The 21,395-nt window shown below is 69.4% G+C and carries 23 protein-coding genes and 1 riboswitch; of the genes, 15 read left to right on the top strand and 8 right to left on the bottom strand.

Going from position 1 to position 21,395, the window contains the following annotated elements; genetic code table 11:
* Positions 1-127: 127 nt before the first annotated feature.
* Positions 128-595, bottom strand: coding sequence for a thioredoxin-dependent thiol peroxidase (bcp, locus tag Sspor_RS26790; protein ID WP_202201398.1), 468 nt, complete (start codon positions 593-595; stop codon positions 128-130).
* A gap of 104 nt (positions 596-699) precedes the next feature.
* Here bcp and Sspor_RS26795 point away from each other — a divergent pair, with 104 nt between their 5' ends.
* From Sspor_RS26795 to Sspor_RS26805, 3 genes are all read left to right on the top strand, one after another.
* Entirely contained in the window at positions 700-1,020 is a 321-nt protein-coding gene (locus tag Sspor_RS26795) for a DUF3618 domain-containing protein (protein WP_202203885.1), read from the top strand.
* A gap of 43 nt (positions 1,021-1,063) precedes the next feature.
* Positions 1,064-1,405, top strand: a complete 342-nt coding sequence (locus tag Sspor_RS26800; protein ID WP_030009035.1) for a GroES family chaperonin — start codon at positions 1,064-1,066, stop codon at positions 1,403-1,405.
* A 50-nt stretch (positions 1,406-1,455) separates the two neighbouring features.
* A riboswitch (guanidine-III (ykkC-III) riboswitch) is annotated at positions 1,456-1,526 on the top strand.
* 31 nt (positions 1,527-1,557) lie between these two features.
* Complete coding sequence (locus Sspor_RS26805) at positions 1,558-1,878, top strand: DMT family transporter (RefSeq protein ID WP_030009036.1); 321 nt, start codon at positions 1,558-1,560, stop codon at positions 1,876-1,878.
* 6 nt (positions 1,879-1,884) lie between these two features.
* Here the strand turns inward: Sspor_RS26805 and Sspor_RS26810 are convergent, their stop codons facing one another.
* Positions 1,885-4,344, bottom strand: coding sequence for a transglycosylase domain-containing protein (locus Sspor_RS26810; RefSeq protein WP_202201399.1), 2,460 nt, complete (start codon positions 4,342-4,344; stop codon positions 1,885-1,887).
* A gap of 186 nt (positions 4,345-4,530) precedes the next feature.
* Here Sspor_RS26810 and Sspor_RS26815 point away from each other — a divergent pair, with 186 nt between their 5' ends.
* The 5 genes from Sspor_RS26815 (at position 4,531) to Sspor_RS26835 (ending at position 9,790) form a co-directional block, all read left to right on the top strand.
* The gene (locus tag Sspor_RS26815) at positions 4,531-5,334 is read left to right on the top strand and encodes an ABC transporter permease (protein WP_202203886.1); all 804 of its coding nucleotides are present in this window, start codon (positions 4,531-4,533) and stop codon (positions 5,332-5,334) included.
* Positions 5,327-6,238 carry an ABC transporter permease gene (locus Sspor_RS26820; RefSeq protein WP_372499663.1) on the top strand — a complete coding sequence of 304 codons (912 nt, stop codon included), beginning with the start codon at positions 5,327-5,329 and terminating at the stop codon, positions 6,236-6,238. The genes Sspor_RS26815 and Sspor_RS26820 overlap by 8 nt, the downstream gene beginning before the upstream one ends.
* A 4-nt stretch (positions 6,239-6,242) precedes the next feature.
* The gene (locus Sspor_RS26825) at positions 6,243-7,211 is read left to right on the top strand and encodes an ABC transporter ATP-binding protein (protein WP_202201400.1); all 969 of its coding nucleotides are present in this window, start codon (positions 6,243-6,245) and stop codon (positions 7,209-7,211) included.
* A gap of 106 nt (positions 7,212-7,317) precedes the next feature.
* On the top strand, positions 7,318-7,971 hold the full coding sequence (locus tag Sspor_RS26830) for a DUF1707 SHOCT-like domain-containing protein (protein ID WP_202201401.1): 654 nt from the start codon (positions 7,318-7,320) through the stop codon (positions 7,969-7,971).
* A gap of 553 nt (positions 7,972-8,524) precedes the next feature.
* Positions 8,525-9,790: a DUF445 domain-containing protein gene (locus tag Sspor_RS26835; RefSeq protein WP_237404383.1), complete on the top strand. Its 1,266-nt coding sequence runs from the start codon at positions 8,525-8,527 to the stop codon at positions 9,788-9,790.
* Here the strand turns inward: Sspor_RS26835 and Sspor_RS26840 are convergent.
* Positions 9,760-10,773, bottom strand: a complete 1,014-nt coding sequence (locus tag Sspor_RS26840; RefSeq protein ID WP_202201403.1) for a hypothetical protein — start codon at positions 10,771-10,773, stop codon at positions 9,760-9,762. The genes Sspor_RS26835 and Sspor_RS26840 overlap by 31 nt on opposite strands.
* Before the next feature lie 34 nt (positions 10,774-10,807).
* A complete protein-coding gene (locus Sspor_RS26845; RefSeq protein WP_237404040.1) occupies positions 10,808-11,344 on the bottom strand; it encodes a GNAT family N-acetyltransferase in 537 nt (178 codons plus the stop codon).
* A gap of 186 nt (positions 11,345-11,530) precedes the next feature.
* Between Sspor_RS26845 and Sspor_RS26850 the strand changes: the two genes are divergently transcribed.
* Together Sspor_RS26850 and Sspor_RS26855 are read left to right on the top strand one after the other, a co-directional pair.
* Positions 11,531-11,722, top strand: a complete 192-nt coding sequence (locus tag Sspor_RS26850) for a hypothetical protein (RefSeq protein WP_202201404.1) — start codon at positions 11,531-11,533, stop codon at positions 11,720-11,722.
* 41 nt (positions 11,723-11,763) lie between these two features.
* Positions 11,764-12,063: a hypothetical protein gene (locus Sspor_RS26855; protein WP_202201405.1), complete on the top strand. Its 300-nt coding sequence runs from the start codon at positions 11,764-11,766 to the stop codon at positions 12,061-12,063.
* 162 nt (positions 12,064-12,225) lie between these two features.
* Here the strand turns inward: Sspor_RS26855 and Sspor_RS26860 are convergent, their stop codons facing one another.
* On the bottom strand, positions 12,226-13,074 hold the full coding sequence (locus Sspor_RS26860; RefSeq protein ID WP_202201406.1) for a hypothetical protein: 849 nt from the start codon (positions 13,072-13,074) through the stop codon (positions 12,226-12,228).
* Positions 13,075-13,269: 195 nt separating this feature from the next.
* On the opposite strand from Sspor_RS26860, the gene Sspor_RS26865 reads away from it, so the two are divergent.
* The 4 genes from Sspor_RS26865 to Sspor_RS26880 all read left to right on the top strand — a co-directional run bounded on the left by Sspor_RS26865 (position 13,270) and on the right by Sspor_RS26880 (position 18,611).
* Positions 13,270-13,953 (top strand): KpnI family restriction enzyme N-terminal domain-containing protein, encoded by a 684-nt coding sequence (locus Sspor_RS26865; protein WP_202201407.1) that lies wholly within the window; start codon positions 13,270-13,272, stop codon positions 13,951-13,953.
* A gap of 84 nt (positions 13,954-14,037) precedes the next feature.
* A complete protein-coding gene (locus Sspor_RS26870; RefSeq protein WP_202201408.1) occupies positions 14,038-15,453 on the top strand; it encodes a ParB N-terminal domain-containing protein in 1,416 nt (471 codons plus the stop codon).
* On the top strand, positions 15,450-17,279 hold the full coding sequence (locus tag Sspor_RS26875) for a DEAD/DEAH box helicase (RefSeq protein ID WP_237404041.1): 1,830 nt from the start codon (positions 15,450-15,452) through the stop codon (positions 17,277-17,279). The genes Sspor_RS26870 and Sspor_RS26875 overlap by 4 nt, the downstream gene beginning before the upstream one ends.
* Positions 17,280-17,402: 123 nt before the next feature.
* The gene (locus Sspor_RS26880; RefSeq protein WP_202201409.1) at positions 17,403-18,611 is read left to right on the top strand and encodes a DNA cytosine methyltransferase; all 1,209 of its coding nucleotides are present in this window, start codon (positions 17,403-17,405) and stop codon (positions 18,609-18,611) included.
* Here the strand turns inward: Sspor_RS26880 and Sspor_RS26885 are convergent.
* The 3 genes from Sspor_RS26885 to Sspor_RS26895 are packed head-to-tail and all read right to left on the bottom strand — an operon-like array spanning position 18,608 to position 20,929.
* The gene (locus Sspor_RS26885) at positions 18,608-19,090 is read right to left on the bottom strand and encodes a very short patch repair endonuclease (protein WP_202201410.1); all 483 of its coding nucleotides are present in this window, start codon (positions 19,088-19,090) and stop codon (positions 18,608-18,610) included. The genes Sspor_RS26880 and Sspor_RS26885 overlap by 4 nt on opposite strands.
* The gene (locus Sspor_RS26890; protein WP_202201411.1) at positions 19,065-19,964 is read right to left on the bottom strand and encodes a NaeI family type II restriction endonuclease; all 900 of its coding nucleotides are present in this window, start codon (positions 19,962-19,964) and stop codon (positions 19,065-19,067) included. Before Sspor_RS26890 ends, Sspor_RS26885 begins: the two co-directional genes overlap by 26 nt.
* On the bottom strand, positions 19,961-20,929 hold the full coding sequence (locus Sspor_RS26895; protein ID WP_373318909.1) for a DUF8829 domain-containing protein: 969 nt from the start codon (positions 20,927-20,929) through the stop codon (positions 19,961-19,963). Before Sspor_RS26895 ends, Sspor_RS26890 begins: the two co-directional genes overlap by 4 nt.
* Between Sspor_RS26895 and Sspor_RS26900 the strand changes: the two genes are divergently transcribed.
* The gene (locus tag Sspor_RS26900; protein WP_373318832.1) at positions 20,867-21,313 is read left to right on the top strand and encodes a sortase domain-containing protein; all 447 of its coding nucleotides are present in this window, start codon (positions 20,867-20,869) and stop codon (positions 21,311-21,313) included. The two genes, Sspor_RS26895 and Sspor_RS26900, sit on opposite strands and share 63 nt — an antisense overlap.
* Positions 21,314-21,395 lie beyond the last annotated feature (82 nt).

Raw genomic sequence — 21,395 nt, forward strand, 5'->3', positions numbered from 1 at the left:
GTGTTCGGCCGCATGTGCGGCACTCGTACGGAACAACGGGTCCGGGACGCGGACGGTTACGGGGGGTTACGTCCGGTGAACGGAACGGCCCGCACCGGGGGTGCGGGCCGTTCCGTGGGGCGGGGGGTCAGAGGCCCAGGTCCTTGATGATCTTCGCTACGTGGCCCGTCGCCTTGACGTTGTAGAAGGCGTGCTCGACCTTGCCCTCCTCGTCGACGACCACCGTGGAGCGGATGACCCCGGTGACCGTCTTGCCGTACAGCTTCTTCTCGCCGTACGCGCCGTACGCCGTCAGCGTCTCCTTCTCCGGGTCGCTGACCAGGGTGACCTTCAGGTCCTCCTGCTCGCGGAACTTCGCCAGCTTCTCCGGCTTGTCCGGGGACACGCCGATGACGTCGTAGCCGTGTCCCGTCAGGAAGGACAGGTTGTCCGTGAAGTCGCAGGCCTGCTTCGTGCAGCCCGGGGTCAGCGCGGACGGGTAGAAGTAGACGATCACCTTGCGGCCCTTGTGGTCGGCGAGCGAGACCTCGTTGCCGTCCGCATCGGGCAGGGTGAAGGCGGGGGCGGTGTCGCCCGGCTGGAGTCGCTCGCTCATCGTGACACTCTCCTCGGGAGGGGATCGGTATGCCATGAGACTAAGCTGACAGACTGTTCATGGCGGACTACGCCCCACAGGACCACGACGACGGAGGCAGCGCGGTGCCGGAAGCCAGGACCCCCGCACAGATCGAGGCGGACATCGTCCGCCGCCGTGAGCAGCTCGCCGAGACGCTCGACGAGATCGGCGTGCGCATGCACCCGAAGACGATCATCGGGGACGCGAAGGCACGGGTCGCCTCGACCGTCGACCAGACCGCCGGGCGGGCCTTCGCCACGGTGAACCGGATCGTGACGGACCTGAAGGACGGGCTGCGTCACGACGACGGGGCTCCGCGCATCGACCGGATCGTGCCCGTCGCGCTGGTCGCGGTGAGTCTGGTCGGGCTGCTCGTGGTGTCGGCGCGCCGCAAGCGCGGATGACCCTGAGCGGCACGGGGCGGCAGCGGGCAGGTAGGTTCGGGGCGTGAGCGAGAACACCACCCACGACAAGCTGCCCATTCGCATGCTGCACGACCGCGTGCTCGTGAAGTCCGATCTGCCGGAGGGCGAGCGGCGCTCGGGCGGCGGCATCCTGATTCCCGCGACGGCCGCGGTGGGCAAGCGGCTGGCCTGGGCGGAGGTGGTCGCGGTCGGGCAGAACGTCCGGACGGTCGAGCCCGGTGACCGGGTGCTGTACGACCCCGAGGACCGTGCCGAGGTCGAGGTGCGGGGGGCGACGTACGTGCTGATGCGCGAGCGGGACCTGCACGCGGTGGCCGCGGAGCGGCTGGAGGGGTCGGAGGACTCCACCGGGCTGTACCTGTAGGGGGCCGCGGGAGAGGAAAGGGCTGGTGGCGCAGGTCACCGGCCCTTTTTGCCGTCTTTTGCTACGGTGGGGGAGAACCCCGACGAGACGCGCCGTACCGGGTACGACAAGACGACGCACCCCGTATCGCTCGTTGTCTCGGAGGTGCCGTCATGGCATGGGTTCTTCTTCTCGTGGCCGGTCTGCTCGAAGTCGGCTGGTCGATCGGCATGAAGTTCACGGACGGTTTCACCCGGCTGTGGCCCAGTGTGTTCACGGGTGCCGGGATCGTCGCGAGCATGGTGCTGCTGTCGTACGCCGCGAAGACCCTGCCCATCGGTACGGCGTACGGGGTGTGGGTGGGCATCGGCGCGGCCGGCGCGGCGGTGCTCGGTATGGCGGTGCTGGGTGAGCCCGTCACCGCCGCCCGGATCTTCTTCATCTGTCTGCTGCTGGTCGCCGTGGTGGGGCTGAAGGCGACCTCCGGTCACTGATCCGCGCTATTCGAGGAACGCCGACGGCGGTCGCAGGCCTTCGGCCGGGCCGCCGTCGCTGCCCTGTGCGCTGCCCTGGGCGGTGCCTTGCGCGCTGCCCTGGGTGGCGCCCTGGGTGCCCTGGGTGGTGCCGCCCTGGTCGCCGCCCTGGGTGGTGCCGCCGTTGTCCTGGCCGCCGTTGCCTTGACCGCCGTTGTCCTGGCCGCCGTTGTTCTGGCCCCCGTTGTCCTGGCCGCCTTGGTTCTGGCCGCCGTTGTTCTGTCCGCCCTGGTTGCGGCCGCCCGTCGGGTTCGACGGCGAGGGCCGGGTCGGGCGCTCGGAGGTGCTGGGCGAGGGTTCGCCGGTGGTTTCCTGCGGCGGGTTCGATTCCTGGCCGGTCGGTGGTGGGGGCTGTGCGGCGCCGGGCTGGAGTTCCAGGTCGAAGTCGACGGGGTCGGTGCCCTCCAGGGCGGTCTTCGTGTACGCGGCCCAGATCCGGGCGGGGTAGCCGCCGCCGCCGATGCGGGCCTCGCCGAGGGCGCCGTAGAGGGATTGCAGGGTTCCGGTGTCGGGGTCCTGGCCCATCATCGAGATCACGGTGACGAGGTCCGGGGTGTAGGCCGCGAACCAGGCCGAGCGGTCCAGTTCGCCGGTGCCGGTCTTGCCCGCGGCCGGGTGGCCGGCGGCGAGGGCGGCCGTACCGGTGCCGTTGTCCACGACGCTGACGAGCATGGACGTGGTGGTGTCGGCGGCTTCGCGGCTGATGGCCTGGGTGGGGGTGCGCTGGGGGAGGCCGATGGTGTCGCCGCCCTTGGTGATCTTCTCCAGGAAGGTGTAGGGGGTGCGGCGGCCGTGGTCGGCGAGGGTGGCGTAGGCCTGGGTCATGTCCAGGACGCTGGCCTGCAGGGTGCCGAGGGCCATGGCCGGGCCGGGGACGAAGTTGGGGGTGTTCTCGGGGATGCCGAGGTCGATGGCGGTCTTCTTGACCTTGCCGGTGCCGACGTCGACCGCCATCTGCGCGTACACGGCATTGACGGAGAGGTCGGTGGCGGTGTTGACGGTGATGTTGCCGTAGGAGACCTGTCCCTCGTTCTCGGGGGCGAAGCGGATGCGGCCGCCGACGACCGGGCGCCGGTTGTCGCCGTTGTAGATCGTGTTCGGGGTGATCCGGCGGCCGTCCTGGGTGCGGGAGTCGTTCTCGACGGCGGCGGCGAAGACGAAGGGCTTGAAGGTGGAGGCGACCTGGTAGTCGTGGCGGGTCGCGTTGTTGACGTACTGCTTGGTGTAGTCGATGCCGCCGTACATGGCGAGGACCTTGCCGGTGGCCGGGTCGATGGAGACCCCGCCGGCCCGGACCAGCCGGTCCGCCTTGCGCGTCTCGGGTTCGAGCTTGCTGACCATCTGGTCGTCGACCGCTTCGACGAGGGCGCCCTGGCGGCGTCTGTCGATGGTGGTGGTGATGCGGTAGCCGCCTTCGGCGAGGGTCTTGTCGTCGAGGATCTTGTTGTCGACGATGTAGTCCTTGATCGCTTCGACGAGGTAGCCGCGCTGGCCGGACAGGCCGGCGGCCGCGCGGACCTTGCCCGGTTCGGGGAACTGGGTGGTGGCGCGTTCGGCTGCGGGAAGCCATTGCTTCTTGACCATGCCGTCGAGCACGTAGTTCCAGCGGGCGAGGGCGCGGGGGCGGCTCTGGGGGTGGGAGACGACGTCGAAGGCGCTGGGGGAGTTGAGGAGGGTGGCGAGGTAGGCGCCCTCGGCGGTGGTGAGTTTGTTGACGTCTTTGCCGTAGTAGGCCTGGGCGGCGGCCTGGATGCCGTAGGCGTTGCGGCCGAAGTAGCTGGTGTTCAGGTAACCCTCAAGGATGTAGTTCTTCGACTTCTCGCGACCGAGTTTGATCGCGATGAAGAACTCTTTGATCTTCCGTTTGATCGTTTGTTCCTGGCCCAAGTAGTAGTTCTTGACGTACTGCTGGGTGATGGTCGAACCGGACTGGGTGCCCTTGCCGGTCGCGGTGTTCCAGGCGGCCCGGAGCATCGCCTTGGGGTCCACCGCCCGTTCGGAGTAGAAGTCCCGGTCCTCGGCGGCCAGTACGGCCTCCTGCACGGTCCGCGGGATCTGCGACAGCGGCACGTTGACGCGGTTGACCTCGCCGTCGCGGGCGATCTGGGAGCCGTCGGAGTAGAGGTAGACGTTGGACTGCGCGGTGGCGGCGGAGTTGGCCGGCGGGATGTCGACCAGCAGGTAGCCGGCCACGAGGGCCCCGCCGATCAGCAGGGCGAGGAGCAGGACGGTGCCCAGGACCATGCGCCAGGTGGGGACGGCGCGGCGCCAGCCGGTCCTCCTGCGCCGGGCCTTCTTCCCGGCCCCCTTCCCCGGCCGGCCCTGGTGCGATGCCTCGTCGGGTGTCGCCGCCCGCGGCTGCGGTACGTCGGGCGGGGTGTCGGGGTCGCGAGGGGTCCAGCCCGGGGGTGGTGACTGGTCGCTCATCTCCAGGACTCCTCGACGCCGTTCAAAATATCCACTTCTGTACCTCATGGTGTCTACCCGATGGCCGCTGATTCCGCTCCGGACGGGCATAAATCGGTCGCGTGGCTCGCCCCTCCGCACTAAGCTCGCGCGCTTTGGCCGACGTAGGAACGACGTGGGAAACGGAGGGATACGGTGCTTCGGACAGTGCGTCTCCACCTGGCCGTCGCGGCCGGCGGATTCAGGCGCTACGCCACCTACGGGACGGCGACGGCGGCCGGGGTGTTCACCAACACCGTGTTCGGGTTCATCGTCGCGTACACGTACATCGCGCTGTGGGACGAGCGCCCCGGACTCGGCGGCTACGACCAGGCGCAGGCGCTGACCTTCGTCTGGGTGAGCCAATCGCTGCTGGCCGCCGCCGCGCTGATCGGCGGCGGCTTCCAGGAGGAGCTCCAGGAGCGGATCCGGACGGGCGACATCGCCGTCGACCTCTACCGGCCCGCGGACCTCCAGCTGTGGTGGCTCGCAGCCGATCTGGGCCGGGCGGCCTTCCAGTTGCTGGGCCGCGGCGTGGTGCCGCTGGTGGCGGGCGCGCTGGCGTTCCCGCTGGCGCTGCCCTCGGATCCGCTGCGCTGGCTGCTGTTCCTGGTGTCCGTCCTGCTCGCGCTGGTGGTCAGCTTCGCGCTGCGCTACATGGTGGGGCTGGTGGCCTTCTGGCTGATGGACGGGGCGGGGGTCAACATCATGGCCACCCTCGCCTCGGTCTTCTTCTCCGGGATGCTGCTGCCGCTGACCGTCTTCCCGGGCGGCTTCGGCGAGTTCGTCCGCGTCCTGCCGTGGGCGGCGATGCTGCAGGTTCCGATGGACGTCCTGCTGGGCAAGCACGCGGGGGCCGGAGGCGCGGCCGAGGCGCTGGGCTTCCAGGCCGGGTGGGCGCTCGTACTGCTGGGCACGGGGCGGCTGTTGCAGTCGGCCGCGACGCGGAAGGTGGTGGTCCAGGGTGGCTGAGGCGGAAGCGGCGGCCCTGTCGCCGGGTGCGCGGGCCGGCGGGTTCGCGGTGGACGCCGGGCCCGCGCCGGAGCGGGGCCGGCCGCGGCGCGGCGGTCCGGTCCGGGAGGGGCTGCGCGGCTACCGGCTGATCGTGGCGATGTGGATCCGGTCCACGATGACCTACCGGACGTCCTTCGCCCTGACGACCGTCGGGCAGGCGGCGATCACCCTGCTGGACTTCGTCGCGATCTTCATCATGTTCTCGCACGTCGACGTGCTCGGCGGCTTCACGCTGCCCGAGATCGCCCTGCTGTACGGATCCTGCTCGGCCTCCCTGGGCCTGGCGGACCTGCTGCTGGGGAACACCGACCGGGTCGGCGCCCGGATCCGCGACGGCTCGCTCGACACGATGCTGGTACGGCCCGTCCCGGTGCTCGCGCAGGTCGCGGCGGACCGGTTCGCGCTGCGCCGGCTGGGCCGGATCGGGCAGGGGCTCGGGGTGATGGGCTGGGCGCTCTGGACCCTGGACGTGGACTGGACGGCCGGGAAGGTGCTGCTGGTCCCCGTGATGGTGATCGCCGGGGCGGCGATCTTCGGGGCGGTGATGGTCACCGGCGCGGCCTTCCAGTTCGTGACCGGGGACGCGGCGGAGGTGCAGAACTCCTTCACCTACGGCGGCTGCACGATGCTCCAGTACCCGCCGACGGTCTTCGCGAAGGACCTGCTGCGCGGGGTGACCTTCATCGTCCCGCTGGCCTTCGTCAACTGGCTGCCCGCCCTGCACGTGCTGGGGCGGCCCGATCCGCTGGGGCTGCCCGGGTGGGTCGCGTACCTGAGCCCGCTGGTGGCCTTCGTGGTGTTCCTGCCCGCGTCGCTGGCGTGGCGCGCGGGAGTCCGTTCGTACCGAAGCACGGGGAGCTAGAGCTGTGGCGGATGCGCTGATCTCGTTGGACGGGGTCGAGAAGGTCTTTGACGTACGGCGCCGCGTGAGCCTGATACGCCGGGAGAAACACCAGGTCAGGGCGGTGGACGGGATCAGCTTCGAGGTCGCCCGCGGCGAGATGGTCGGCTACATCGGGCCCAACGGTGCCGGGAAGTCCACCACGATCAAGATGCTGACCGGCATCCTGACGCCGACCGGCGGCCGGCTGCGGGTCGCGGGGATCGACCCGGCGCGGGAGCGGATGCGGCTCGCGCACCGGATCGGGGTGGTGTTCGGGCAGCGCACCACGCTGTGGTGGGACCTGCCGCTGAAGGACTCGTACGGGCTGATGCGGCGGCTGTACCGGGTGCCGCGGGCGCGGTTCGAGGAGAACCTGGAGCGCTGCGTGGACCGTCTCGACCTGGCCGAGCTGCTGGACGTACCGGTACGCCAGTTGTCGCTCGGGCAGCGGATGCGCGGGGACATCGCGGCGGCGCTGCTGCACGATCCGGAGGTGTTGTACCTCGACGAGCCGACGATCGGGCTGGACGTGGTGAGCAAGGCGAAGGTACGGGGCTTCCTGCGGCAGCTGAACGCGGAACTCGGTACGACCGTGCTCCTCACGACGCACGACCTCCAGGACATCGAGCAGCTGTGCGAGAGGGTGATGGTGATCGACCACGGGCGGCTGATGTACGACGGGCCGCTGGGCGGGCTGCACACGGCGGGAGCGGCCGGCGAGAGCGAGCGGACGCTGGTGGTGGACCTGGAGCGGGAGCTCGGGCCGATCAGTGTGGCGGGGGCGCGGGTGGTGAAGGTGGAGGGACCGCGGCAGTGGCTGGCGTTCCCGGCGGGGGCGTCGGCGGCACCGCTGGTGGCGGCGGTGGCGGCGGACTATCCGCTGGTGGACCTGTCGGTGCGGGAGCCGGACATCGAGGACGTGATCGCGCGGATGTACGCGGGGCGGGGCTGACGCTTCGCGGGTGCGCCCGGATCAGGGAAAAGCCGGGGGCGATCCGGAGGCGATCTCAGGGGCCGAGCCATACAACTCCCCGACAACCGTGCATAGTCTGGTCCGCATGAGTGACGAGCGGCCGGAGAAGCCGTTGCCGGAGCTGAGGGCGTCGGACGCCGACCGGGACCGGGTGGTGGAGCGTCTGCGGGACGCCGTCGCCGAGGGCCGGCTCGACATGGAAGAGTTCGAGGAGCGGCTGGACGCGGCGTACAAGTCGCGGACCTACGCGGAACTGGAACCGCTGACGCGGGACCTGCCGGCGCCGGCGGACGGCGGGCCGGTGGCCCGGCCGACGGCGGCCGCGGAGCCCTGGACGGGCCGGATCGGCGGGGCGGGCGGCTCGGGGACGGCCGTCGCGGTGATGTCGGGCTTCCAGCGCAAGGGCCGGTGGACGGTGCCGGCGCGGTTCGACGCGGTGGCGTTCTGGGGCGGCGGGGAGCTGGACCTGCGGGAGGCGGACTTCGCGCAGCGCGAGGTGGTGATCAACTGCGTCGCCGTCATGGGCGGCATCGAGATCACGGTGCCGCCGGGGGTGGAGCTCGACGTACGGGGCTTCGGTTTCATGGGCGCGTTCGACCAGCGCGACAGCCCGGGCCGGTCGGAACCGGGCGCGCCGAGGGTGGTGGTGACGGGCTTCGCCTTCTGGGGCGGCGTGGAGGTCAAGGTCAAACAACGCAAACCCCCGCGGGGCGGCCCGTCCCTCCGCAAAGAGCTGTAGCCCCGGCTCCGTCCGGGGGTGGTGTGGGGTGGTGCCCCGCCGGAGTGTCTCCTCGGCTCGCGCCTGCGGCCGTGTGGTGCTGTGTCGGCCTGGGTTGCGCGCTCGTCCTGCGGGGACACTCCGCCGTGTCCCCACCCCACGGAAGTGCTTCGACAGTGCCCCGAAGCCGGGCCCGACGCAGGGGGAGCGGGGACGGGCAGGGGTGTCCCCGCAGGACGAGCGCGCAACCACCCCGAACGGGCCGGCCCCGCCGCAGGCGCGAGCCGAGGAGACACCCCTGCCCGGCCCCGCGGACCAACCCGCACCACGCCAGGACCCCGCCCCGCCCGGGGGCACCGTCGCGGCCCCCACCACGCCCCGCCGGGGGCAGCGGCGCGGCCCGGACCGCTACCCGCCGCGGGAGCGGAAGGGCGTGGCGGGAACTCCCCCGGCCTCCCAGGAGTCGGATGCTATGCAGACAAACCCGGCGCCCGGGGGAAGGCAGGATCACGTGGAGAACCGCAAAACCGCCGGAGGCAACGGCAACGCCCCGCCCGCCCGCGCAGCAGCGGGCATGTTCGTGTTCAGCGCCGCCGACGAGGAGCGCCGCCGCGGGGTCCGGCGGATGAAGGCCACCGCCACCGGCCTGCTGCTCCTGGTGGCGCTGATCTACGTACTCGCCAAGTACGCCCAGCACGCCTGGGGCGCCGGCGGCTGGGCCGCGTTCGTCGCCGCCGCGGCCGAGGCAGGCATGGTCGGCGCGCTCGCGGACTGGTTCGCCGTGACCGCCCTCTTCCGGCACCCGCTCGGCCTGCCCATCCCGCACACCGCGATCATCCCGACCAAGAAGGACCAGCTCGGCGTCACCCTCGGCGAGTTCGTCGGCGAGAACTTCCTCTCGTCCGACGTGGTCCGGGCCCGCCTCCACGCCCTCGGCATCGGCGGCCGCCTCGGCTCCTGGCTGGCCGAGCCCGAACACGCGGACCGGGTCACCGCCGAGCTGGCCGCCGCCCTGCGCGGCGCGCTCACCGTGCTGCGCGACTCCGACGTCCAGGCCGTCGTCGGCGAGGCCATCACCCGGCGCGCCGAGACCGCCGAGATCGCTCCGGGCATCGGCAAGACCCTGGAGCGGGTCGTCGAGGACGGCGGCCACCGCCGGGCCGTCGACCTCATCTGCGCCAAGGCCCATGACTGGCTGGTCACGCACGGGGCCTCGATCACGGACGCGGTCCAGGGCGGCGCCCCCGGCTGGACCCCGAGGTTCGTGGACCGCAAGGTGGGCGAGCGCGTCTACAAGGAGCTGCTCCGCTTCGTCACGGAGATGCGGGACATGCCCGAGCATCCGGCGCGCGGGGCGGTGGACCGTTTCCTGACGGACTTCGCGGCCGATCTCCAGTCGGACACGGAGACCCGCGCGAAGGTGGAGCGGCTCAAGTCCGAGATCCTGGCACGCGACGAGGTCCAGGACGTCATCGCCTCCGCATGGTCGGCGATCCGGTCGATGATCATCTCGGCGGCGGAGGACGAGCAGAGCGAGCTGCGCCTGAGGGTCCGCGCCTCGCTGATCTCCCTCGGTGCGCGCCTGGCCACCGACGGCCGCCTGCAGGCGAAGGTGGAGGGCTGGATCGAGGGCGCGGTCGTCTACGTGGTCACCACCTACCGGACCGAGATCACCTCGCTGATCACGGACACGGTGGCGGCCTGGGACGCCGAGCACACCTCCCGCAAGATCGAGGCCCACATCGGCCGTGACCTGCAGTTCATCCGTATCAACGGCACGGTGGTCGGCGCCCTGGCGGGCCTGTTGATCTATACGGTGTCCCGCGCCTTCGGGGCGTAGGGCGGCGGGAGCGGCAGCTCCAGCTGGGCGTGGCCGCGGGCGGTGACCTCCGCGGGTGCGGGGCGGGCGGCGCCCAGTACCAGGAGCGCGCGTAAGGCGGCGATCACGTCGGCCGCTCTGTCGCGCAGGATTCCGGGTGTCGTACTGGCCACCAGGACGCCCCGGGATTCCAGGCGCAGCCGCCGGTGGACGGTGGCCTGCCAGGCGTCGCGCGTGTAGTGGTACTCCGCGGAGTCGATCTCCAGGGCCACGCCCTCCTCGGGCCAGTACGCGTCCGGGCTGGCGAGGAAGGCCCCGTCCGGGCCGTGGAGGCGGGCGTTCCAGAGCGGGGCCGGGAGGTCGGTCGCCGCCAGGGTGTCGCGGGCGCGGCCCTCGGCGATCGAGCGGACCCCGGCGACCAGCTCGGCGGCCGCGACCCGTACGGCGGGGCGGCCGCGGACCCGGGCCGCGCGTAGTTCGGCGTGCAGGTCGTGCGGGTGGCACCAGCCGCCCTGGACGACGTTGGCCAGTACGGAGCGCACCAGGTCGGGGTCGTCCGTACGGGCCGCGAAGTCGGCGGCGGCCCGGATCGGGCGGGTGCTGGGGACGCCGGAGACGTGGATGGTGGCGGGCCAGCGCGAGGTCGGGCAGGGCCGGACCCGGCCCGTGGCGACGGGCGAGCGCGGGGCGCGGACGAGGACGTCGAGCGGTTCGGGCGGGGCGTCGCGGATGCCGAGGAGCGCGAGCGCGCTGCCGCCGGTGAGCGCGGCGGTGGATCCGGACAGCGGGTCGGCCGTGGGGTGGGCGGCGTACAGGACGGCGGACAGCGCCTGCTGCCGGGTGTCCGGCGGGCCGGTCTGCAGGAGGTACACCCGGGGCAGGAGCCGCTGCCAGGGTCCTCCGCGGCGGCTGCGGCCGCTGATGGTGGCGGCCGGGATCCCGGCCTGCCTGAGCTGGTGGTAGGTGGCCAGGTTCTGCTGCCGCTGCGCGATACGGGTGATCATGCCCGGGGTATGCCCGGTGGGGTGCGGGCGATGCTCAGGCCGAGGGGTGGTTCGGGGCGAGGAAGACGACGACGCCGTTCTGCGTGCCGGGCAGGGGGGCGACCTCGTGCCAGCCGAGGCGCCGGTAGGTGGCGACGGTGTCGGTGGCCACCCGTGCGGTCAGCAGCCAGGCGCGGTCGTCGGGGGCGTCGGCGGTGATCTCGGCGAGCAGGGCGCGCCCGGTGCCGGTCCCGCGCGCGTGCGGGCGTACGGCGAGCTCGTCGATCTCCAGGGCGCCGATGAGGAGTTCCCGTACGCGCGGCCGGCCGAGCTGCGCGGAGACCTGTCCGTAGCCGCGGTCGCGGGGGAACGCCTTGGGGGTGATCCAGGCGGTGGCGAAGCCGTCGATGCCGGCGGCCGACTGCGCGAAGGCGGTACGGAAACCGGCGCGGCGGCTGTCGGCCTGGAGCCGGAGGGCGAACTGGCGAATGGTTTCTTCGTCCTCGTTCCACGGTGGGGCGGAGAACACCTCGCTGTAGGCGTCGGCCAGTTCGTCCGACAGGTCCAGCACGGCCGGTCCATAACAGATCACGTTTGCAGCTCCTTGGGCCGGCTTGGGCGGCTTGGGTCGTATCGCCCCTATCGAAGAGCGAATCTACGCCGGGTACGTTCCCCGGAAGGGAGGTCCGCAGATCCGGAGGGTGTGCGACAAATCCGACTTCCGTACGGGGTTCCGGTCCGCCCGTATCGCCGCCCCCGGCGCGGCGTTGAACCCGGTGTGCCCACCTCTCTCCTCCACAAAGCCCTGGTCGGCCTCGCCGCGTGCGCGGTGGCGTTCTTCCTCACCCTGGGCGTCATCGCGGTACTGCCCCGCGCCGTCCAGGACACCGTCCCGCCCGGCGTCCTCGGCGGGGGCGTCGTGGTCCTGGGCGTGACGACCGCGCGCCGCTTCACGCGGCGCGCGCGTTAGCCTCGTAGCGACGTCACGTTCGAACGACTGGAGGCCCCTCGATGGCGCAGATCCCCACCTCGGCGATAGCGGCGGCCGGCCTGGTCGGCGGCTACGCCACGGCCCGCTGGACCGGCGTACGCCCGCTGGGCGGCGTGGTCCTGGCGGCCGCGGGCAGCGTCGCGGCCCGCGAATGGCACCGCCGCACGACCCCGACGACCACGGCCCTCCTCGGCGCGGCGTACGTCGCCGCGTTCGCGGGATCACACCCCCTGGCGAAGAAGATCGGCCCCTGGCCGGCGGTCTTCACGGCGGCGGCCGCGGTAGCCACGGCGGCCTACGCGGCGGCGGACCGGGCCTGAGCAGCCCCTTGGCCCTGCCGAAGCTCGAGGTCCGGCCTCGCCGTACATCCGAGCTGGCCTCTCCACCCGTGGCATGGTGAACGGCGGGACCGGTCAACGTTCCCTGCCGACTCCTACCTCCCGCCGATGGCCGGCAGGCCAGCCGTGGCCCCGCGTCCGGAGCTACTTGGATGCGGCTGACAGCAGAAAGCCGACATCCTGGTGCCTGCCGGCAGCTTGAAGAGTGGCGGTGATGTTCAGTACGGCTTGCCTGTCGGCACGCTCGCTGACGCCGGCGAGTACAGATTCCGCGGCCTCGTGCAACCCGACCTCCCTGCATGAGGTCACCGCTTCGATAATCTGACGCGCGCTCAGCGTCTTACCGGCTCGCCACAGAAGGAAGCCAGCGTCCCGGTGCCTGCCTTCAGCAAGGAAGCGAGTCACTGTTTCGAGCTCCGTCCATGCTGCTCTTGAAAGTACCCTGCGCTGCCGGTCCCCCTCTGCAGGGGGGACCGGCAGCGTATTTTCTGGCGGGACGGCGTGCGCTGTGGAGCGGGAGTGATCCTTCGAACGGGTGGTGAGGAGATGGGTGCGGGAGCGTAACCGGTGAGTAGCGCGAGGCGGTGCCAGCTTGGAAGCCGGCGGATCACCGTCAGATCCACCGGGGGGCTGCACGCTGGCAGAGTGTGGCAGGCAGTCGCAGTGCTGAATCCGGGCGCGGCGCCGTAGCTCCAGCAGCTCCCCAAGCGTGCAGGGCAGTTCCGTACCCTGCTCTGAGGCATCGGCCTGCACGGCGGTGAAGAAGGCGCCGAGCAGCGATTCCTCCGGTATCCGGCCACCGTTGAGGTGGTTGGAGAGGCTGGAAGCCACGAGGAATGCTTGAGCAGCGATCTCAGCCTGCGTCCGGTTCGTGCACTCGCGCAGCCTGCGAAGCATGTCTACGAGCCTCCGGTGGTCTTCGGGCAGGTCAGGAAGTTCCTTCCACCTGGTCTTGCGCGGCACCGTCTCTCCATTCATGCCGGGCTTCTTCATAGACCGAAGTCTTGCTGCAACCACAGCTGTTGGCGAAGCGCGGGGCGTTTCCTCTGGCCTCGATACCGGACTGACGCTGGCTTCTGGGCCTGCGCGTCGGCAAGAGTTGAGCCAGCCGCTGGAGCTGCCGGTGGAGGTATCGGTCCCCGGACCCTGCTGAGCAGCTCCTGTATGACCGGATTTAGGAGACAGTCGATGGGTCTTCCGTCATGGACGGATCAGAAGCTCGGCACCATGAAGCGCGCGGCGCTGTGGCTCGTCGCTGTGGTGGGGGAAGGGAATGTCTTCACCAAGGAGGACGTGAAGGCCGCGTTTCCCGGAGTCAGCCAGGCCGACCGCCGGGTGCGTGATCTGCGTGACTTCGGATGGAGGATCGACACCCATCGCGAGGACGTCACCCTGGGGCAGCACGAACAGCGTTTCGTGGCCCAGGGGGAACCGGTCTGGGAGCCCGGCAAGGGGACGAAGCCGGGGAGCTCGATTACGGACACCCAGCGCCGCGAGGTGCTCGCCCGGGACGGACACCACTGCCGGTCGTGCGGAATTACGCCCGGTGAGACGTTCGCGGGTACCTACGAGTCGGCTCAGCTCGATATTGCGCGGCGTCCCGTGCTGCTGCCCGATGGAAGCAGCACGGTGGAACTCGTAGCCGAATGCAACCGTTGCCGGGTCGGTGGCCGGGGCCTGACTGCCGACTTGAAGTCCGTCCTCAACCGGCTGGGCCGGCTCGGAGCTTTGGAACGCAAAACGATTTCCGACTGGCTCGCGGCCGACACCCGCGAGTTCGCGGAGGTGGAGCGGCTGTGGGCAGACATCCGGACCTTGCCGGCTGATGCCCGGGACAGGGTCCGCGAAGTCCTGGCGCTGCCGTCGGCGTAACGCCGGACAGGCGGCCGGGGGTCGTGCATGACCCCCGGCCGCGCCCATTGCACACCCACGCACTTGTACTGGAGGCAACACACCGTGAGCATGGACTTTGGCCGGCCGCCCCGTGCCGCTGAGAACCAGGAACTGGTTGAGAAGCGGCTCCAGGAGGCTGCCGCTGGCCAGGGGCTTCAGGAGACTCTGACCATTGAGTGGCGGACCAAGCCGATGGTCGTCCAGGTCATCGACATGCCCATCGACCAGGTGTACTTCAACCCTTCGACGCACCGGATCCGAGCGCAGCGCAGCTTCGACCCTGACCGCGACGAGCTGCTCACGGCTGACGCATGGAGTGAGGAGAGCCAGGACTACCTCCGCCACCTGCTGCAGGCACTGCCTTCGAACCCTGGTAAGCGCGACGGTGACTTCGACGACCTGAAATCCAGCCTCAAAGAGTACCGTCAGAACGAGCCGGGTCTGATCACTCGGGACGGGATCCTCGTCAACGGCAACACCCGCGTGGCAGCCCTCCGTGAACTCGGCGTGCTCAGTGTCCGCGTGGGCGTATTGCCTGAGACCTGCACGTGGTCCGACATCAACTCGGTGGAACTCTCGCTGCAGCTTCGTCATGACACCCGTCGGCCGTACTCCTATATCAACCGGCTCCTCACGATTGAAGAGCAGGTCGGCAACGGCAGGCCGCTCGCGGACATTGCGAGGGAATTCCGGATCAGGCCCGAAACGGCTAAGCAGGACCAGTGGGTACTGACTACGCTGAAAGACTTGGTGAACCGTTCCCGTACGGGGGCGGTTCAGCTCAAGCTGATGGACTTTGAGGATCATCAGGAGAAGCTGCGTGAGCTGCACCGGGCCTTTACCAAGGAGTCCAAGCTGAACCCGGGGCAGGCTGACTTGCTCAAGGAGAACAAGCTCGCTCTGATCGTCCTTGAGTTCTCCAAGACGGACGTCCGGCTCGCCGACGTGGACTTCAGGGCGCGCTACCTGCACCGTCACCTTCCGGAACAGCTGAAGCAGACTCCGGCAGCACCCACTGCGCGCGTCATCCCGGGCCTGAACCGGAGTGTGGGAGCCGAGAGCCCTCAGGTGGCTGCTGCCAAGGCGTTCACCAACGTGCTGCTGCAAGCCAAAGCCGTAGAGAGGGCTCCCGGGGCAGTGCCCCGCGAGCAGGCAGATGAAGCTGCCGCGATCTGGAGGCAGGCGAAGGAAGCGGTTGAGGAGGCACTGGTGCCGGCGGGCAAGGATGCCCGGGTGCGCAAGCGCAAGCAGGCAGCCCCGGATCGGCTGCACGACGCTATCCAGGACATTGACCAGTGCGTTACGGACCTGGCGCTGGCTCGCGCCTCGCGCAGTCTGGACGAGGAGAGTCTCGACGAGGCGGTACTGGCCTTGAAGTCGAGCCTGCTCAAGCTGGCACGGGAGGCCTCGCGCAGCGTTGAGGAACCCGGTGACGGTGTGGCGTGGCTGCTTGCCACGATGCGGCAGGAGGCGGAGTGAGCGAGGCGACAGAACCGTCGCTCCGGCTCGGCTTCGATGTATCCCGCACCAAGGCCGTGCTTCAGGCAGCTGCGCCGTACGGCATGGATCTGACCCATCTGGCAGCAGGTTTCCCCGAAGGCGTGCGGCTCGGGCAGCTGATGGTTGAAGTTCCGCTTGATGGCTTCCTGACCGGCCTCAACGTCTTGTCGGACTGGCCCGCCGCGGAGTCCGTTCACTGGGACGGTGATCTTCTTGCGCTGGTCAATGATGTGCTTGATGACGCGGACCAGGCGGAGAACTACCTGGTCCGGGGGGCGGCGGAGTCTGATGTTCCAGGCGATGAGTCCGTCATGGCGGCTCTGGGCCCGGACTGGCAAGCCGATCTGACACCTTTTCAAGTCAGGGACATCGGCCGCCTGCTGTCCATGCGCCATGGTGCGAACTTCAGCGTTCCTGGTGCCGGAAAGACCAGGGTTGGCCTGGCTGTCTACGCGGCGATGAAGGAGCGCGGGCTGGCCCGGCGCCTCTTGGTCGTGAGCCCCAAGTCCGCATACGAGTCGTGGTTGTCGGAGAGCCAGGAGTGCTTCGGTTCGCCCCCGGCCATCCGAATCATGGGCGGGCCGCCGGATCCGCACGCGGAGATCCTGGTGGTTAATTACGAGAGGCTGGACCGTTCGCTTGCCGGGCTCGCTGGATGGCTGCGTGCGGCGCCCTCGATGGTCATCCTGGATGAGGCACACAGGATGAAGCTCGGAGCACAGGGGACGTACGGCAGCGCCTGTATGGCGCTGGGTCCGCTCAGCCGCCGCCGCCTGATCCTCACAGGCACGCCGGCTCCGAACGGAGCGCGTGATCTGGAGAACTTGCTGTCGTTCGTCTGGCCCGGCCATGGGCGCCGCGTCGTCACTCAGGCTGTGGCGGGCGGCGACCTTGCGCACGCCAGTTCGGTTCTGCGGCCGCTTTTCACTCGCACGACTAAGAGCGAACTGGGGCTGCCACCCTTCCAGCCGGTAATCCGCACGGTAGAGCTGGATGGTCTTCACCGGGAGATCTACGACGCACTAGTGGGGCGCTTCACTGCCCGGGCTGAAGCGTCAAGAGATGACTTCGATGCTCTCGGCAAGGCAATGCTGCGGCTTCTGATGGCTGCGACGAGTCCTGCCCTGCTGGTGGAAGGCAGCAGCAGATACGAGCCTCTCAACTTCCAGGTGCCACCCCTGGAGGCGGCGGAGGACGAGTCGCTGTTCACGCTGCTGCAAAAGCTTCCCCAGCATGAAATGCCGCCGAAGTATCAGGCCGTGCGGGACATCGTTTCCCGGAATGCGGCAGCGGGGCGCAAGACTCTGCTGTGGTCGACCTTTGTCCGGAACATCACGAGTCTTGAGCGGCTGCTCAGCGTCTACCAGCCTGCCGTCGTCCACGGGGGGACACCGGATCGTGAGGAACAGATCAGGCGCTTCCGGCAAGATCCTGACTGCTGCGTCCTGATTTCTAACCCGGCCACTCTGGGAGAAGGCATCAGCCTCCACCGTGAATGTCACGACGCCGTCTACGTGGACCGCGACTTCATGGCGGGGCGCTTCCTGCAGAGCCTCGACCGGATCCACCGGCTGGGGCTGGCATCCGGCACTGAGACGCGTGTCACGGTGCTCGCCTCCGCCGGGACCATCGATGAGGTGGTGACACTCCGCCTGGCCGAGAAGCTTGAGTTCATGGGCGCCATCCTCGACGACCCCGCCGTGCGGCAGCTGGGCGATCTGCAGGAGGAGCGGCCTGTGGCAGCAGGTATGGACGAGGCCGATATGCGGGCGCTGCTGCGCCACATTGGGGCTGCCAGGGTGTGACGAGGGCATCGTGTGGGAGCCCTGGGCTGGGAGGCCAGTGCGTCAGCATGGGCCGAAGTGCCGCCGGTGTCGGTGGCAGGTGCGACACTTGCCTGTCTGCATCTGCCACACCAGGAGGACTCGATGGGAGCCGGCGATCACACGCTGACCTCGATTGAGATTTGCGCGGGAGCCGGGGGGCAGGCCATCGGCCTCCACCAGGCGGGTTTCAGTCACCTTGCGCTCGTCGAGATCGACCAGCACGCAGCGGCGACGCTGCGCCGCAACGTCGAGGATCGTGACGACTGGCAATTCGAGCGAGATTATTGCGACGTCATTCAAGATGACGTGAATGACTTCAAACCCATGATTAACCTTAAGAAGCCGCTCAAGTACTTTGAGCGGCCCTTGCGGCGTGGCGAGCTCAGCCTCCTGGCTGGCGGTGTTCCTTGCCCTCCTTTCTCTCATGCTGGCAAGCAGCTGGGCAAGGATGACGAGCGTGACCTGTTCCCGCGAATGCTTGACCTCGTGGATGAAGTTCTGCCGCATGCGGTCATGATTGAAAATGTTCGCGGAATCAAGGACGACAAGTTCGAGGAATATCGGACTTGGGTGGAGGCCCGCCTGCAAGGCGGTGATGCGGTTGATCCCCAGACCGGCGTTGCGAAGTATTACGAGGGTGCCGGTTACAGGGTGTGTGGATGGCGGGTCCTGGAAGCGAGTAAGTTCGGCGTTCCGCAGCTGCGCCCGCGCGCAATTCTCGTGGCAATTCATAAGGATGTCCTCGGTGGCCAGGAATTTCAGTGGCCTGCCCCGCAAGAGGAGATCCGGACTGTCCGTTATGCCCTCGACAAGACGATGGCAGCCAGGTACGAGCCCTTCCTGAAGCAGGGCGGGGAGAGTGAACGCATGGCCACGGCGGCGCTCGAGCGCTGGCGGGGCAAGAGCGACGGCATCGCGCCTACCCTCGTCGGCGGTTCGAAGAAGCACGGGGGCGCGGATCTGGGGCCCAGCCGCGCCAAAGCGGCGTGGAGGAACCTGGGCGTTGATGCTCTGGGCGTCGCTAACTCGCCTGAGGAATGCCGCAAGAAGCAGAGCGAAGACCGTGATCTGTTCCGGCCCGACGGCCCGATGCTCACCGTTCAGCAAGCCGCGATCATTCAGGGCTTCCCGCCGGAGTGGGACTTCGAAGGAGACCCTGAGCGGGAGAAGACTCCGGGCAAGACGGCTCAGTACCGGCAGGTCGGGAATGCCTTCCCGCCACCCGTGGCACAGGCGGTAGGCGAGGCGATCGCGAAGGTTCTGCGTGTAGCCGGCCCGATGACCATCGGCGAGCCGGAAGGCTGCGTTTAGCCTTCCGCGGTCCGGGGGTGGCTACGCCGCTCCCGGACCGCGGAAGCGATCCCCTCAGCGCATGCGGCGGGCTCCTCGTGTTCCCAGAAACGGAGCACGAGCCAGCCGGCTTCTTCGAGTCTCTGGTCCGTGTCGCGGTCCCGGGCTATGTTCCCCGCGACCTTTCCTGACCAGTAGCCCGGGTTTGTCTTCGGAGATACGTAGTGCTCCGGACAGCCGTGCCAGTAGCAGCCGTCGATGAAGACCGCTACCCGCGCGGGCCGGAAGATCATGTCGGCTGTCCTGCGAAGATCAGGAAGAGGCCGGGCAGCGATCCGGTACCGCAGCCCCTTGGCGTGCACGAGGTGCCGAATGGCCTTTTCCGGTTTGGTGTCGCGGCTCCGGATGGCCTGCATGTTGCGCCGGCGCGCGGCAGTGGAAGCCCAGGAACCCTCCGGAGGCTGCCAGGGCGTTTCATCCTGCACTTTCGTGCTCTCCATCTGTCCTCAGGGCTACCCAGTCCTCTGGACCCAGCGTAATCGCGTGGGCAGCAGCGGTGTCCCGCTGCTCGGGGAACTTGCCGCACAGGAGGGTGAGACCCTCCTTGGCCAGCCTGTTTCTGACGCCGCGGGCTCTTCGCAGCGGATCGTGCCGTCCGGCGCCCACTGTTGAGATCACACTGCGGGGGATGATGTGACCCGCGAGGTACTGGAACATCAGCGTGAGGCGCTCCTCCTGCCCGGGCTTCTCGGCCACGACGCGGTTCGTCTGCTCCGGTGTGAGCAGCGTCAGAGGATTGACGGGCAGAGGCGTCCAGTCGTAGAGCGGAACGCTCCACTTGTCCCAGGCCTGCACCGCGAGGCCCCGCTTGCCATCCCGGTTCCCTTTGCCTCGGTAGAGCCAAGACTTGTGTGTACGGACCAGCCAGGAACGATGCCTGTTGCGGCCAAGCTGTATCTGGGTGCAGATGCAGAGGTGGCAGTGCGCCTCTGAGGGAATGGCCCAGTTCGCTCCGACGGTCGCCTTGATATCAACGGGGACGCCAGCTATCAGGGTGTCGAGCGGTGCAGCTTTCGGGAGGCTGAAGGAACGCAGGACCTCGTACTCCAGTTTCGCGCCCACGGATGCCCTCTCTCCAGGGTGCACCTCGCGGGACTGGAGGTCGTAGCGGCCTGTTCTGGCACCGTCGAGCACGTAGTCGATCGCGTTCGCGATGGCCCCTGTGTACAGCCCGGCGACATCGTGCGGGGTCAGCCAGCTGAGGACGTCCTGCAGCTTGGAGTCCTCGGCTGGCGCATGCAGGATGTGCTCACCCGTGTTGGTGCCCGTGCAGAGCTCCCCCGGCTCCTGGAGGGCGAGGCGGCCCCGGCTCATCTGCCGCCGGTGGTGCCGGCGTCCGCGTGGCATTCCGAGTACGGCTTGCCCGAGGTGCACCAGCAGGGGGCCGTGGGGGTCGGGGGCCAGGGGACGGCCTTGCCGCGCGCTGCCAGGGTCGTGGCGTATTCGGCCAGGAGGGACGGGGAGGCCGGGGAGGTCTTCTCCGACGCGGCGAAGGCCTCGTACGAGGGGACGCTCGCCGTGACGATGCCCAGGTTCGTCGTGCCCGAGGCGGCCAGGGCGCGGAGGGAGGTTTCGATGTCCCTCAAGTGGGCCTCGTGCGAGGGGTACTCGGAGGCGAGGGTCGGGTAGCTGGTCAGCAGCTCCGACAGTTCGCGCTGCGGCCAGTGCAGGATCGCCACCGGGAAGGGGCGGGAGAGGGCCGCGCGGCGGTCGCCCAGTTCGGCGCGCAGGCGGGCGATCTCGGCGCGCAGTTCGGCGGGGTCGTCGGAGCCCAGCGCCCAGATGCGCTTCGGGTCGTGGAGCTCGTCGAGGGGGATCGGGCCGATGTGGCGGGTGTCGGCGACCATGTCCCAGTCGTCGTGCGGGCGTCCGAGGAGGCGGCGTACGCGGTGGCGGCCCGTGAGGAGGGCGGTGGTGGCCGGGGTCAGCGGGTCGTCCTCCGCGATGAGGAGGGTGGCCGCCTCGGTGAAGCAGTCGTGCGAGGCCTCCAGCTCGTCGTGGGCCTCCAGGGCTTCCGCGATGACCTCCCACGGCGCGGGTTCCTTGGGCGAGGCGGCACGGATGCCCGAGATGAGGGCGCGGGCCTCCGCCTCGTGGCCGTACTCCCAGAGGTTCGCCGCCTGGAGGGCCTTGATCAGGTGGGGGTCGGACGGGGAGGAGGAGAGGAGTTGGTCGTAGAGGGCACTCGCCCGGTCGCGTGCGTCGGCCAGTTCGAGGTGGGCCGCGGCCTGGAGGAGCAAGGGCTCCTGGTCCTCGGGCTCGTCGTACCCGTCGCGCAGGGCGTCGACAAGCGGGCCGTCCTCGACAAGGGGTACGCCGGGCAGTACCCGGGGACCGCCGGGCCCGGGGCGCAGGGGAACTTCGCGCTGGCCGGGCACCGGAACACGCACGGCGAGCCGTTCCGGTACATCAACCGGCTGCGGGCGGGCGACGAGCTGATCGTCGACGTGCGCGGGCACCGGTACACGTACGTGGTCGGGAAGATCCTCGGCGAGACCACCGAGCGGGACACCGGGGTGATCGCGCCCGTGCCGCGCAGCGTGGTGAAGCCGGACCAGGGGTACAGCGAGCCCGGGGCGTACATCACGCTCACCACCTGCACGCCGGAGTACACCTCGAAGTACCGGCTGGTGGTCTGGGGGACCCTACTCAAGTCTTCCTGACCTCGATACTTACGGCCGATGGATCTGCCGGTGGGCCCGGTTACCATCGATGTCGTACGGGAGTTCGTGCGCGGGAGTGGAG

This window comes from Streptomyces spororaveus (assembly GCF_016755875.1).
Lineage (GTDB): Bacteria > Actinomycetota > Actinomycetes > Streptomycetales > Streptomycetaceae > Streptomyces > Streptomyces spororaveus.

What these genes read in the sequence shown, in the direction of transcription:
- bcp (WP_202201398.1), bottom strand. Translation starts at nt 595, where the DNA reads ATGAGCGAGCGACTCCAGCCGGGCGACACCGCCCCCGCCTTCACCCTG.
- Sspor_RS26805 (WP_030009036.1), top strand. Translation starts at nt 1,558, where the DNA reads ATGGCATGGGTTCTTCTTCTCGTGGCCGGTCTGCTCGAAGTCGGCTGG.
- Sspor_RS26810 (WP_202201399.1), bottom strand. Translation starts at nt 4,344, where the DNA reads ATGAGCGACCAGTCACCACCCCCGGGCTGGACCCCTCGCGACCCCGAC.
- Sspor_RS26830 (WP_202201401.1), top strand. Translation starts at nt 7,318, where the DNA reads ATGAGTGACGAGCGGCCGGAGAAGCCGTTGCCGGAGCTGAGGGCGTCG.
- Sspor_RS26835 (WP_237404383.1), top strand. Translation starts at nt 8,525, where the DNA reads ATGTTCGTGTTCAGCGCCGCCGACGAGGAGCGCCGCCGCGGGGTCCGG.
- Sspor_RS26840 (WP_202201403.1), bottom strand. Translation starts at nt 10,773, where the DNA reads ATGATCACCCGTATCGCGCAGCGGCAGCAGAACCTGGCCACCTACCAC.
- Sspor_RS26855 (WP_202201405.1), top strand. Translation starts at nt 11,764, where the DNA reads ATGGCGCAGATCCCCACCTCGGCGATAGCGGCGGCCGGCCTGGTCGGC.
- Sspor_RS26860 (WP_202201406.1), bottom strand. Translation starts at nt 13,074, where the DNA reads ATGAAGAAGCCCGGCATGAATGGAGAGACGGTGCCGCGCAAGACCAGG.
- Sspor_RS26865 (WP_202201407.1), top strand. Translation starts at nt 13,270, where the DNA reads ATGGGTCTTCCGTCATGGACGGATCAGAAGCTCGGCACCATGAAGCGC.
- Sspor_RS26880 (WP_202201409.1), top strand. Translation starts at nt 17,403, where the DNA reads ATGGGAGCCGGCGATCACACGCTGACCTCGATTGAGATTTGCGCGGGA.
- Sspor_RS26885 (WP_202201410.1), bottom strand. Translation starts at nt 19,090, where the DNA reads ATGGAGAGCACGAAAGTGCAGGATGAAACGCCCTGGCAGCCTCCGGAG.
- Sspor_RS26890 (WP_202201411.1), bottom strand. Translation starts at nt 19,964, where the DNA reads ATGAGCCGGGGCCGCCTCGCCCTCCAGGAGCCGGGGGAGCTCTGCACG.